This is a genomic window from Microbulbifer sp. THAF38 (genome assembly GCF_009363535.1).
In the GTDB taxonomy this organism is placed as follows: domain Bacteria; phylum Pseudomonadota; class Gammaproteobacteria; order Pseudomonadales; family Cellvibrionaceae; genus Microbulbifer.
Genome location: NZ_CP045369.1, coordinates 836,331 through 848,473, shown reverse-complemented (window position 1 = coordinate 848,473; position 12,143 = coordinate 836,331). Strand labels below are relative to the sequence as shown.

General features: G+C 52.3%; 10 protein-coding genes. 9 read left to right on the top strand and 1 reads right to left on the bottom strand.

Annotated features, from left to right (window positions below; translation table 11 throughout):
• Nucleotides 1–9: 9 nt before the first annotated feature.
• The 9 genes from FIU95_RS03770 (at nt 10) to FIU95_RS03730 (ending at nt 11,134) form a co-directional block, all read left to right on the top strand.
• On the top strand, nt 10–1,290 hold the full coding sequence (locus tag FIU95_RS03770) for an efflux RND transporter periplasmic adaptor subunit (RefSeq protein WP_152451627.1): 1,281 nt from the start codon (nt 10–12) through the stop codon (nt 1,288–1,290).
• A 95-nt stretch (nt 1,291–1,385) separates the two neighbouring features.
• Nucleotides 1,386–2,087, top strand: a complete 702-nt coding sequence (locus FIU95_RS03765; RefSeq protein WP_152451625.1) for an ABC transporter ATP-binding protein — start codon at nt 1,386–1,388, stop codon at nt 2,085–2,087.
• An 11-nt stretch (nt 2,088–2,098) separates the two neighbouring features.
• On the top strand, nt 2,099–3,415 hold the full coding sequence (locus FIU95_RS03760; RefSeq protein ID WP_152451623.1) for an ABC transporter permease: 1,317 nt from the start codon (nt 2,099–2,101) through the stop codon (nt 3,413–3,415).
• Nucleotides 3,416–3,424: 9 nt separating this feature from the next.
• The gene (locus tag FIU95_RS03755) at nt 3,425–4,633 is read left to right on the top strand and encodes an FtsX-like permease family protein (RefSeq protein WP_152451621.1); all 1,209 of its coding nucleotides are present in this window, start codon (nt 3,425–3,427) and stop codon (nt 4,631–4,633) included.
• Between the two features lie 49 nt (nt 4,634–4,682).
• Nucleotides 4,683–5,255, top strand: coding sequence for a nuclear transport factor 2 family protein (locus tag FIU95_RS03750; RefSeq protein ID WP_152451619.1), 573 nt, complete (start codon nt 4,683–4,685; stop codon nt 5,253–5,255).
• Between the two features lie 114 nt (nt 5,256–5,369).
• Nucleotides 5,370–6,722 (top strand): sigma-54 dependent transcriptional regulator, encoded by a 1,353-nt coding sequence (locus tag FIU95_RS03745; RefSeq protein ID WP_152451617.1) that lies wholly within the window; start codon nt 5,370–5,372, stop codon nt 6,720–6,722.
• On the top strand, nt 6,722–8,044 hold the full coding sequence (locus tag FIU95_RS03740) for a PAS domain-containing sensor histidine kinase (RefSeq protein WP_152451615.1): 1,323 nt from the start codon (nt 6,722–6,724) through the stop codon (nt 8,042–8,044). The genes FIU95_RS03745 and FIU95_RS03740 overlap by 1 nt, the downstream gene beginning before the upstream one ends.
• Before the next feature lie 309 nt (nt 8,045–8,353).
• On the top strand, nt 8,354–10,672 hold the full coding sequence (locus FIU95_RS03735) for an immune inhibitor A domain-containing protein (RefSeq protein ID WP_253868834.1): 2,319 nt from the start codon (nt 8,354–8,356) through the stop codon (nt 10,670–10,672).
• A 177-nt stretch (nt 10,673–10,849) separates the two neighbouring features.
• Nucleotides 10,850–11,134: a twin-arginine translocation signal domain-containing protein gene (locus tag FIU95_RS03730; protein ID WP_152451613.1), complete on the top strand. Its 285-nt coding sequence runs from the start codon at nt 10,850–10,852 to the stop codon at nt 11,132–11,134.
• Here FIU95_RS03730 and FIU95_RS03725 read toward each other — a convergent pair.
• Nucleotides 11,131–12,093, bottom strand: a complete 963-nt coding sequence (locus tag FIU95_RS03725) for an AraC family transcriptional regulator (RefSeq protein ID WP_152451611.1) — start codon at nt 12,091–12,093, stop codon at nt 11,131–11,133. The genes FIU95_RS03730 and FIU95_RS03725 overlap by 4 nt on opposite strands.
• Nucleotides 12,094–12,143: the final 50 nt, after the last annotated feature.

The window sequence follows — 12,143 nt, the reverse complement described above, 5'->3', positions numbered from 1 at the left end:
GAAAGCGAGATGATCAGAGACACTTCCAGGCAAGATACAAAAGTCGAAGCCGTGCCGCTGTGGAAGAATCCAAAAGTAATTAAGAGCACCCTCGGCCTCGGCCTGGCCACCGCTTTCCTCATCTGGGGTATCAGCGCCTGGCACAGCACCAGCTCTGTGGATAACACCCTATCTCTGTCACGCATCAATATCGCCCAAGTGGAACGCGGTGATTTGGTACGCGACCTGGTGGTCCAGGGCAAGGTCGTCGCCGCCAACAGTCCCACCCTGTTCAGCCCCGCCCAGGGTATCGTGAAGTTTTCAGTGAAAGCCGGGGATAGCGTAAAGGCCGGCCAAATCCTCGCCGCCGTCGACAGCCCCGAGCTTTCCAACCAGCTGGCCCAGGAAAAGGCGCAACTAAACCAGCTCGGTGTGCAGCTGCAACGGCAGAAGATTCAGGCCAAGCGCCAACAGATGGAGAACCAGCAGAAAGCCGACCTGGCCAAGGTCGATCTCACCGCGGCTAAACGGGAGTTGAAGCGCTCCGAACTCTCAATGGAGAAACAGATTATCTCCCTGCTCGACTTTGAGCGCAGTAAGGACGAAATGGCCCGCGCCCAGCTGGAATACCAACAGGCCGTACAAAACGCAGAGCTGGAGAAAGAATCCCTCACCTTTGAAACCCAGACTCTGGAGCTGCAGTTGTCACAACAACAACTACAAGTGGAGGAGCTGGAGCGCCGTGTGCGCGAACTGCAGATTCTCTCTCCAGTGAACGGCACTGTCGGCAGCCTCGCCGTCACCCAGCGCAGTGCAGTGCCCGCCAATGCGCCACTGATCACCGTCGTGGACCTCACCAGTTTCGAATTAGAAGCCGCCGTGCCGGAAAACTACGCCGACGACCTGGGCCTGAATATGGCCGTGGCCATCAATCTGGGAGGGCGTGAACTGCCCGGCGAAATTACCGCGATTTCCCCCGAGGTTATCGATAACCAAGTCATCGCCCGTGTGCGCTTTAGCGAGGGACAGCCCCAGAACCTGCGTCAGAACCTGCGTCTCACCGCCCGTGTGCTGTTGGAGAACCGCAATGATGTGCTGCTGGTGAAACGCGGCGGTTTCCTGGATCAGAGCGGCGGTCGCTATGCGTTTCGCCTTAACGATCAACAGCAGGCGGAACGCGTTGGTATTCAAATTGGCGCATTGGGGTTGAAACAAGTGGAAATCGTTTCCGGCCTGCAAGAGGGGGATCAAATCATTATCTCCGCTTCCGAAGAATTGGAGAGGGCCCAGCTGGTCGCCCTGAAAGAGTAAACCAAACCAGACAGTAAACACGCGCAAGCTACGACTTTTCTGCTTCCGCAATGAACAACGATTTAAAAATTCAGTGAAAAACAAGGAACATCGCCATGCTTAAAATGCATAACGTCCGCAAGAGTTTCCGCACAGACACCATTGAAACCCACGCCCTGCGCGACTTCAGCCTGGAAGTAAAGGAAGGGGAATTTGTCTCTGTCACCGGCCCCAGCGGCTCCGGTAAAACCACCTTTCTCAATATCGCAGGGCTACTGGAAACCCCAACCGGAGGCCAATATTTACTGGATGGTGAAGATGTCAGCAACCTGAGTGACCGCCAGCGCTCCCGACTGCGCAATGAAAAAATCGGCTTTATTTTTCAGGGGTTCAACCTGATTCCCGATCTCAACCTGTTCGATAACATTGATGTTCCTCTGCGCTACCGCGGCTTTAACGCTAAAGAGCGCTGTAAACGCATCGAAAAGGTCCTGGAGCAGGTGGGCCTGTCTGCCCGGGCCAAACATCTGCCTGCGCAACTTTCCGGCGGCCAGCAGCAGCGTATCGCCATCGCCCGAGCACTGGCCGGTGAGCCACGCTTTCTGCTCGCAGACGAACCCACCGGAAATCTCGACTCCCTGATGGCGCGCCAGGTTATGGAGCTTCTGGAGTTTATCAATGAGTGGGGCACCACTATCGTAATGGTCACCCACGATCCCGAATTGGCCCGCCGCGCACATCGCAATATTCAGATTGTGGATGGACAGGTGTGCGATCTACGCCCAGTCACCGACCAAACTGAAGCCATCACAGCATAAGGGCCGGCATAATGATTGGATACTATATTTCCCTGGCGTTGCGCAGCCTGCGCAGTACACCGATATTAAGCGCACTGATGGTCGCGGCTATCGCGGTGGGTGTGGGCGCGTCTATGACAGTACTCACTCTCAACTACATGATGTCGCAGAACGCGCTTGAACATAAGGATGACGTGCTTTTCGCAGTACAGCTCGATAGCTGGGATGTGAATAAAGCCTACGATAACGCTAACGAAGTCCCCTGGCAGCTGACCTATAAAGATGCCCAGGCCCTGCTGCGCTCCGATATCCCCACCCGCCAGGTAGCCATGCACCGCTATGGTTTCACCGTAGAACTGGAAGATTCCGCAATCCGACCTTATACCGCTGACATCCGTGTAACCACCCGCGATTTCTTCAGGTTATTCGATGTTCCTTTTATTTACGGCGGCACCTGGGAAAAGAGTGCGGACAATTCACCTATGCAGGTGGTGGTGCTATCCAAAGCCACCAATGAAAAAATATTCTCTGGAGAAAACAGCGTTGGTAAAACCGTCGTATTAAATAGCCAGCCTTTTACCGTTATAGGCGTTATTGATACCTGGGAGCCCTCACCCAAAGTTTACGATGTCAATAATAGCTCCTTTGCAGAAGTTGAATCCCTGTTCGTGCCTTTTGGCCTCCACCGCAAGCTGGAAATTTACAGCTGGGGAAATACCAATGGCTGGGATAGTGGTGGAGAGGGCGAAGGCTACGAGGGTTTCCTACAAAGTGAGAGCGTCTGGATTCAATTTTGGGTTGAACTCAGTGATAGCGAACAAAAAGCCGAGTACGAAAGCTTCCTAACCGCGTATATTCAAGGACAAAAGGAGCAGGGGCGCTTCGAGCGACCATCGAAGTTTGCTCTGAGTAAACCTTCCGAGTGGCTGGTTCTGAACGAGGTTCTCAGCGATGACAATCGCGTATTGGGCTGGGTATCCCTGGCCTTCCTATTAGTTTGCGTCATCAACGCGGTAGCTCTCTTGCTCGCCAAGTTTCTACGCAAAGCGCCCGAAGCGGGTGTGCGTCGAGCACTTGGTGCCAGCCGCAATGCCATCTTCACCCAGCACCTCATTGAAAGTTCAACCATCGGTATTCTCGGTGGAATAGTCGGTATTTTGCTCGCTTTCATGGGGATCAGTGGAATTCGTTATTTAGCGATGGGACAACTGGATACGGTCGCCAGGATGGATTGGATGATGGTGATCGCAGCCATCGGACTCGCGCTAATCGCAAGCCTATTGGCAGGGCTTTACCCGGCTTGGCGTATCAGTCGCACTAACCCCTCCATTTATCTGAAAACCCAGTAAGGACGAGTCATGCTTGAATTAAAACCCATGTTATCCGCCCTCTGGCGTAACAAAGTGCCTGCCCTGCTGATCGCTCTGCAGCTTGCATTGACACTGGCAATTATCAGCAACACGGCTGTTATCGTAAAAGACCGCATTGCAAAATTAGAAAGGCCCACCGGTATTGCCGTAGAGGAGATCATTGCCATCAACGTAATGGCGATCCCCAATAACTACGACATGATTGGAGCCGTATCTTCTGATTTGGAGTTACTGAGAAAACTGCCTTTTGTCAAAGATGCAACCATTACCAACCAGATACCGTTATCCCGGTCTGGTTCCGCGGGCACTTTTTACACTCAGCCTAATCAGGAAGTCGGTGGAGAGGTCTCTAACCGTTACAATACGGACCCAAACTTTATCAATACCCTGGGTTTAAAATTAGTGGCGGGGCGAAACTTTACCAGTGCTGAAATGCAATATTTTGACCCGAGTGAAATTCGAGATATCAATGTCGCAGTTATCACCCAGCAATTCGCGGATAAAATTTACCCAGACCAAGATCCTGTTGGGAAACCCCTCTATGATGGCAACACGTCCCATCCAATAGAAATTATTGGTGTTGTCGAACGGCATCTGGGCGCTTGGGTGGACTGGTCAAAAGCAGGCAATGTGGCCTTTTTCCCTATTGTCAGAAATACTCAGGACGTCAATTATTTAGTACGTGCCGAGCCGGGAAAGCGCGATGAAGTGTTAAAGACCTTGGTAGAAAAACTCTCTGAAAGGGACCCTCAAAGAGTCATTAAAACCAGAGTGCTCTCAGAGTATGTCGCTCGCAGTTATGCAGGGGATAACTTAATGATAAAAGTATTATCTATTGTTGCGGCCACGCTCAGTTTTATCGTAGCACTGGGGATTGTCGGCCTGACAATCTTCTGGATTAACCAACGCGCCAAACAAATAGGTGTTAGACGTGCACTGGGAGCTAGCCGCAGCAATATCAGCCGTTATTTCCTGATTGAAAACAGTCTGATTGCCGCTACCGGTATTGCCCTGGGCAGTGCCGCAGCCCTAATCGTTAATCAGTATATGGTGCGCGATTACTCCCAGCCGGTATTAACCCTACTGCCGCTCGCTATCTGTGCTCTATTGGTATTGGTTGTCAGCCTCGCCGCTGCACTGGCGCCAGCACTACGTGCAGCCAATATCTCCCCGGCTATCGCCACCCGCAGCGTATAAAATTAAATTCAAACTGGTGGCCGGGCTTTTTTAGCTGACCACCAGTTTGGTGAAAAGCAAGATAGCAAATAAAAAGGGAGAATTTATTGTGCGAAATTACTTAATGGCTCTCGGGTTTACAGCCATATCAATTTTCTTACCCACAGCAATCGCTGAGCAACATCACGTCGTTGCCGGCCCTCAAGCTACAGTGGAATTAGAAAAAGAAATCACCATTATGGACTCACAACTGTTTGATGCTGTCTTCAATAGCTGCGACATTAATAAACTGAGTCAACTCGTCACTGATGATTTTGAAATGTACCATGATAAGTGGGGTAAGACCGCAAGCTCAGCACGTGAATTTCTCGATGACATTAGCAAATTATGTGAACGACAAAAATCTGGCAGTGATATTAAAGCGCGCCGAGAACTCATTAGCGATAGTGTTAAAATTTTCCCAATGAACAACTACGGGGCCATTCAAAGCGGTACACATAAATTTTATGGCATAAATGCTGATAACAGTGAAGTATTACGCGAGAGTGGACAGTTCACCCACCTCTGGAAAAAAGTAGATGGGCAGTGGAAGCTCGCCAGAGTCTTGAGTTTTGATCACCAACCTGCCAGCAGTGGTCACTAGCCTCTGACACTAACCTTCTAACCTACGATCTGGATTTAAACACCAGCGGCAGCAGTTCCCCCTAACCACTCACTCATTGCATAATGGCCAGCTTATAAGCTGGCCCTAGGTCCTATGGATAAAATACTTATTATTGACGATAACAGCGGTATCGTCTCGGCCCTGGAAATACTGTTGTCATTACATGACTTGCAGCCGCTCTGCGCCATTACCCCCCAGGCAGGCTTGCAGCTGTTGCGTGAGAATCGGGATATTAGCCTGGTGATCCAGGATATGAATTTCACCGCGGACACCACCTCTGGTGAGGAGGGGCGCGAACTATTTTTTGCCATTCGTGAAATCAACCCGGATCTACCTATCATCCTCTTGACCGCCTGGACGCAATTGGAGATGGCCGTAGAACTGGTCCGCGCTGGTGCCGCCGATTACCTGGGCAAACCCTGGGATGATAATAAACTGATCTCCACCATCAATAATCTGCTGGAGCTCGGTGAACTGCAAAAGCAACAGCGAACTTCCCAGCAAAAGGCCATCAATGCCCGCAGCGAATTACAGGGTAAGTTCGACTTGCGCGAGATCATCTACCGCAGTGATAAGATGCAACAACTTCTGGAGATGGCTACCCAGGTGGCCAAATCTGATGTACCCGTGCTGATCACCGGGCCAAATGGGGCCGGCAAGGAAAAAATAGCGGAAGTTGTGCAAGCAAACTCCTTACTGGGCGAAGGCCCTTTTATCAAGGTCAATGTGGGTGCCCTACCAGAAGACCTAATGGAAGCAGAGCTGTTTGGCGCCGAGCCAGGCGCCTATACCGGCTCGGGCAATAAAGCCCGCGAAGGACGCTTCGAGGCTGCCGATGGCGGTACCCTCTTTCTCGACGAGATCGGCGAGCTCTCTGCCAGTGGACAGGTAAAACTATTACGCGTACTACAAACCGGCGAGTTCCAGCGCCTCGGCAGCAGCCAGACCCGCAAGGTCAAGGTCCGGGTGATCAGCGCGACCAATAGCGATCTTCCCCAGGCCATTGCAGAAGGCCGTTTTCGCCAGGATTTGTTCTACCGCCTAAATGTGATTGAGTTGCGCCTACCGCCCCTCTGTGAGCGCCCTGAAGATATAGCGCCTCTGGCCATCAATTTTTTACAGGAAAACGATCCCTCTAAAAAGCTCTCTCCCCAGGCGGTGACTGCGCTCACTCGTTATCGCTGGCCCGGCAATGTGCGCGAGCTACAAAATATCATGCAACGCGCATCCGTACTTTGCAGGGGAGATACCATCGATGAGTCTCTATTGGCTTTGCCACAACAGCATCAGGTAGAAAAGACTGAGATCAATTTCGAGCCCAGCCGTGAGCTGTTGCAACAGACTCTAACCAGCTGTAATGGCATTATCGCTCAAGCTGCGCGAGAACTCGGTATGAGCCGGCAGGCCCTATATCGCCGCTTGGAAAAACACGGTATCCCCTATTGATGTCCAAAAATTTCTCTCTCGAGGGGCGTATTCTCGCCAGCACTACTGTAGCACTGTTGATTGGCACTACGTTGTCGTGGCTGCTAGTCAATTTGGGCCTCAATGCCATGCCATCCTGGGCTCTGGGCCTTATCCTGGGTATTTTCGTCAATATTACTTTAATACGCTGGGTCTTGAGGCCCCTAACCACCACTCTAAAGTCCTTGCAGGGTGGATTGCTCAACTTCCGCGACGGTGACTTTTCTATTTCACTGGTGCCCCCAAGGGATACAGCGCTGAGTCAAATTACAAACCTGTATAACGAAATTGGAGAGCACCTAAGACGCGAGCGTGCCCATATTTACCAACGGGAACTGCTACTAGACACTGTGATACAAAGCTCGCCCCAGGCTTTGATCCTGGTGGATCAGAGTGATCATATTATTTATTCCAATAGCAGTGCTAAAAAACTACTCAATAGGGGTAGGCCTATACAGGGTTTACTGCTGCAACAGCTTTTGCCAAACAGCCCTAGAGAGATAGCCAACGCTATTGAGAAATGGGAGAACGGCCTGTTTAACTTTACCGACAGTCATGGCACCCATTCCATGCACATCGGCAACAGCACTTTTGTCCTCAATGCGCACAAGCATCGCCTGATTGTTTTACGCGAGATGACGAAAGAGCTCACCCGGGCTGAGGTGGAAGTATGGAAAAAAGTAATTCGCCTGATTAGCCATGAATTAAATAATTCCCTGGCCCCCATCTCCTCACTGGCCCACTCAGGCAAGATGCTGATTGCCAAACCAGATAAAGCCACTGCGCTTGAAAAGGTTTTCGATATTATTGCGGAACGCTGCAAGCATCTCACTGAGTTCACCCAGGGTTACGCCAGCTTTGCCAAGTTACCGCCTCCCAGCTGTGCGCAAGTGAGTTGGCAAGAGCTTATTGAGCGTATCGCCCCCTTACAGGAATTTATTTTAAAAGGTGAACTGCCTGAGCGTCCTGGATACTTTGATCCGGTGCAGATTGAGCAAGCGTTACTCAATTTAATCAAAAATTCTCGCGAAGCGGGTTCCAATAGCGAAGATATCGAACTATCAATTCGAACCGATGGCCTGGGTCAACAGCTGATTATTGCCGACCGTGGTTGTGGCATGAGTGAAAAAATTTTGCAGCAGGCATTGCTACCATTTTTCTCCACCAAAGAACAAGGGGTGGGCCTGGGGCTCGCTCTTTGTAGAGAAATTGTCGACGCTCATGGAGGCCGAATTCAATTAATGAACCGCAGCGGAGGGGGGCTACAAATCTCTCTTTGGTTGCCCTGGAAGGAACAGCCTTAGGTTTCTATTTCAAAAAACGAAGAAAATAGAGATTAAATATAATTAAATAAATTTGTCTTATAGGAAAGCGTAATTACTCCCTGCCTGACCGCCACAAAAGCTGCCTCAATAGGCCAACAAATAAATTGCCAAAAGCATCACAAAAAATTTATTGCGGCCCATTTCTTCTGCTTCGTTGAACTATATGTGCCGTCTGTAATTTACAGCCGGCCTAAACGGCTCGAGTAGCGCACTGGCACAAGTGCCCCACGATTTAAAACTATCCCCGAGCCGTTCGCTTTTTTAAAATAAAAATGAAAGAAGGGATCAATGCTAAAAGTTAATAGTCTGCTGCCAGTCAGCGCGCTTGCTCTCAGCCTGATGGCTGCGAACAGCTCTGCTGCCCCCTCACCTCAAATGCAAGGTGGTAATCAGATCGACTTGGTGATCGCTAACGAAGCCAAGCTAATCGACATGCTCAAGCGTTCAGGCCGCATTAGTAAAAATGCATCTATCGGCGAAGCCGAGCGCACTCTGCACCAGTTCCTGAAAGAGCGTGCCAAACAAGACCAAAGTCTTGCTCAGGATTTGTCCAGTGAAACGGTACAAATGATGAAGCACGCCCGTGGCGGCAAGCATCCCAGATTAGGAAGGGGCAAAGGCAAGGGGCGTTTTCATGGCCATGGCCGCGCACCAGCCCCGCTTCAACTTGAAAACTACGAAGGCGAAGTACGCACTGCAAAAGTTCTCGCCATCCTGATGGACTTCCCCGATTTCCCCCATAACAGCATCGAGCCTGGGGAAACGGATATGTACTACGAAGACTACGCCGCGCAGCACTATGCTGACCTGCTGTTTTCCCAGCAGGGCTTCACTGGTCCGCAGGGTGAAAACCTGCTTTCCATGCAGCAGTTCTACTGGCAGCAGTCCGGCTACAGCTACTCGGTAGAAGGTTCTGTTGCAGGCTGGTACACCGCCAGCCAGCCGGCGGCTTTCTACGGCAATAACGAAGATGGTGATGCCCGCGCTCTGGTGCGCGAAGCCTTGCAAGCCGCCGCGGCAGACCCCAGCATTAACCTGGCCGACTTCGATATCGAAGACCGCTATGACCTGGATGGCGATGGCAACTTCTGGGAGGCCGATGGCCTGGTTGACCACATCATGATCTTCCACTCCTCCGTGGGTGAAGAGGCCGGTGGCGGCCAGCTGGGTGAAGATGCCATCTGGGCACACCGCTGGAACCTCGGCGATGTTTTCTCCATTGAGGGCACCGCCGCAGAGGTAGATTATTGGGGCGGCACCATGGCGGCTTACGACTACACCGTACAGCCTGCCGATGCGGCAGCCGGTGTTGTCAGCCACGAATACGGCCATGACCTGGGCCTGCCCGATGAATACGATACCGATGGCTCCGGCCGCGGTGAACCCATCTCCTCCTGGTCGGTGATGTCCAGCGGCAGCTGGGCCGGTATTATTCCCGGCTCCGAGCCCACTGGCTTCTCTGCTTGGGCGAAGGAATATCTGCAGACCAACCACGATGGTAACTGGCTGCACGGCGAGACCATCGCCCTGGAAGATATCCCTCGCCGCGGCATCCGGCTCCTGTTGGATGAGGCTGTACACAAGGGCACCAATAACGATGCGGTCCGTATCGACCTCCCCCAAAAGGAAGTGGTCGTCACCGTGCCCAGCAGCGGTGAGTACGCTTACTTCAGTGGCAGTGACAACAACCTGCAGAACTCCATGGTAATCCCAGTCGATCTGACCGATGCTCAGAGTGCCAGCCTGACTTTCAAAGTGTGGTACGACATTGAGCAAGATTGGGACTACGGTGCGGTCATGGTTGACCTGGGAGAAGGCTTCGTTTCTATCCCCGGTAATATCACTACCGATACCAGCCCCAACGGCCAAAACCCAGGCTTCGGTATTACCGGCAGCTCCGGTGGTTGGGTCGATGCCGAGTTTGACCTGAGCGCCTACGCCGGCCAACAGTTCAACCTGTCCATCGCTTATATCACCGATGCCTATGAAGCCAACCCTGGCCTGTTCGCCGATGACATCACGATCAATGTCGACGGCCAAGCCACCCTCTTCGACGATGCGGAGAGCGATGGCGACTTCAGCCTGACCGGCTTCAGCCGCCACCCCGGCTACGATCTGCACGACCACTACTACCTGCTGGAATGGCGCACCCATCGCGGTGTAGACCAAGGTCTGGCACACATCAATGTGGCCGGCCAAATGCTGACCTACAACGAAGGCCTGCTGGTTTGGTATGCCGACACCAGCCAAGACAACAACTGGGTTGGTATTCACCCCGGTGACGGTTTCCTCGGCGTAGTGGATGCAGACCAACAGGTGCTGAAGTGGAGCGATGATTCCGTAGCCTCCACCCGCTACCAGATCCACGATGCCACTTTTGGTGTCGACTGGGCTCAGCAGCTGAACCTGGATCTTTTGGAAGAGTACGGCATTACCATGACCGATATTCACAACCGTCCGCACCGTGTCTTCAGCGATCGTAGAAGCTTCAGCAGCGATGAGATCCCCGATGCTGGCCGCGCGATTACGCCTTACGGTCTGAAGGTTCGCGTAATTGCCCAAAGCCGTGACAAGTCGGTGGGTAAAATCTTTATCACTAAAAAGTGATTTTGATTTGATGTAACCCTAAAAGGCGGCACTGTGTGCCGCCTTTTTATTAAGTAATAAGATTGATTCTCACTTGCCTTATTTTCTGCAACACAGCAGCCCCCCCCTGCAGAAATTCCAAACCGGGCTAATCTGAAATGCTGAAGACTATCGCAAAGCATTTTGGAAATTTTGCCAATGGAAAACCATCAAAATATTTCCCGCAGAAAGTTTCTTAAATTGTCCGGAGGTGCCCTGGCAATTCTACCGGCAACACTGATCGCCACAGATAGGGCCAATGCCCAGATCAAGGCGACCAAAGAAGCGGTCAACTACCAGGACACACCAAAAGACGGCAAAAAGTGCGTGGACTGCCAACTATTTACGCCGCCCAATGCCTGTATTGTGGTGGAAGGAGATATTAGCCCTGAGGGCTGGTGTAGCCTGTTTGTCCTCAAGCAGGGCAATACCACTTCGGATTAAGCCGGTACCCGCAGCTCCCCGCGCAGCTTGCTCACATCTGCACGGGGCGGCAGGCCGAACATGCGGCTGTACTCACGGCTAAAGTGGGAGGGACTTTCATAGCCTACCCGATAACTGGCCGAGGCCGCTTCCAGTCCTTCCGATAGCATCAAACGGCGGGCCTCGTGCAGGCGCAGCTTCTTCTGGAACTGCAATGGCGACATACGGGTGATCTGCTTAAAGCTGTGATACAGGGAGGACTCGCTCATATTGGCCTGCTCGGCCAGGTCACTGATTCGCAGAGGTTCAGAGAAGCGGTCTTTGAGCACCTCAATGACCCGCGACACACGGTTGGCCTGGCTATCTGCCATGGCGAATTTACGCATACGCGCACCTATCTCCCCCATAAGGGCCCGGTAGATAATCTCCCGCCTCGCCATCGGCGCGAGTATTTGCGCGTCTACAGGATTCTCTGCCAGGTGCACCAGGCGGCTCACCGCATCGAGAATCCCCTGGTCCATCTGGGTCACACAAAGGCCACAACTGACCTCCGGGCAATCGTAGCCAGCCTCGATGCCGGGGGCTTTATCACCCAGCTCCAAGACCAGATCCGCCACCTCATTGGGATCAATGGTCAGCTTTACTCCAAGAAAGGGGACATCCTCAGAAGCCCGTTCTACTCGTCCCAGGATAGGGAGATGCACCGAGGTTGCGACATAACTGAGGGGCATATAGGAAATTTCCCTATCCCCCAGTTCCAGGGTTTTAATGCCCTGAATGATAAAGCTTAATGAGGGCGCATAGACTGAAGAGGCACAGGCGAGCGGCTCGTTGCAGCGAATTAAAGCCAGGCCATCCAGCTCGGTCTCCGTCAGGCCCTGTTCTGGCGCCTGACGCATCAGGGTCTGGATGAGTTTTTGCCTTGCCGGCTCCAGCTCAGCCGGGGCTTTTCCTGCTCTCGCTTTATCTTCACTGCTCATAGTTTTTCCTCGCGCCCGTGTGGCGTGGACAGCATCAAACAAGGTGGATC

What these genes read in the sequence shown, in the direction of transcription:
- FIU95_RS03760 (WP_152451623.1), top strand. Translation starts at nt 2,099, where the DNA reads ATGATTGGATACTATATTTCCCTGGCGTTGCGCAGCCTGCGCAGTACA.
- FIU95_RS03740 (WP_152451615.1), top strand. Translation starts at nt 6,722, where the DNA reads ATGTCCAAAAATTTCTCTCTCGAGGGGCGTATTCTCGCCAGCACTACT.
- FIU95_RS03755 (WP_152451621.1), top strand. Translation starts at nt 3,425, where the DNA reads ATGCTTGAATTAAAACCCATGTTATCCGCCCTCTGGCGTAACAAAGTG.
- FIU95_RS03730 (WP_152451613.1), top strand. Translation starts at nt 10,850, where the DNA reads ATGGAAAACCATCAAAATATTTCCCGCAGAAAGTTTCTTAAATTGTCC.
- FIU95_RS03770 (WP_152451627.1), top strand. Translation starts at nt 10, where the DNA reads ATGATCAGAGACACTTCCAGGCAAGATACAAAAGTCGAAGCCGTGCCG.
- FIU95_RS03735 (WP_253868834.1), top strand. Translation starts at nt 8,354, where the DNA reads ATGCTAAAAGTTAATAGTCTGCTGCCAGTCAGCGCGCTTGCTCTCAGC.
- FIU95_RS03725 (WP_152451611.1), bottom strand. Translation starts at nt 12,093, where the DNA reads ATGAGCAGTGAAGATAAAGCGAGAGCAGGAAAAGCCCCGGCTGAGCTG.
- FIU95_RS03765 (WP_152451625.1), top strand. Translation starts at nt 1,386, where the DNA reads ATGCTTAAAATGCATAACGTCCGCAAGAGTTTCCGCACAGACACCATT.
- FIU95_RS03745 (WP_152451617.1), top strand. Translation starts at nt 5,370, where the DNA reads ATGGATAAAATACTTATTATTGACGATAACAGCGGTATCGTCTCGGCC.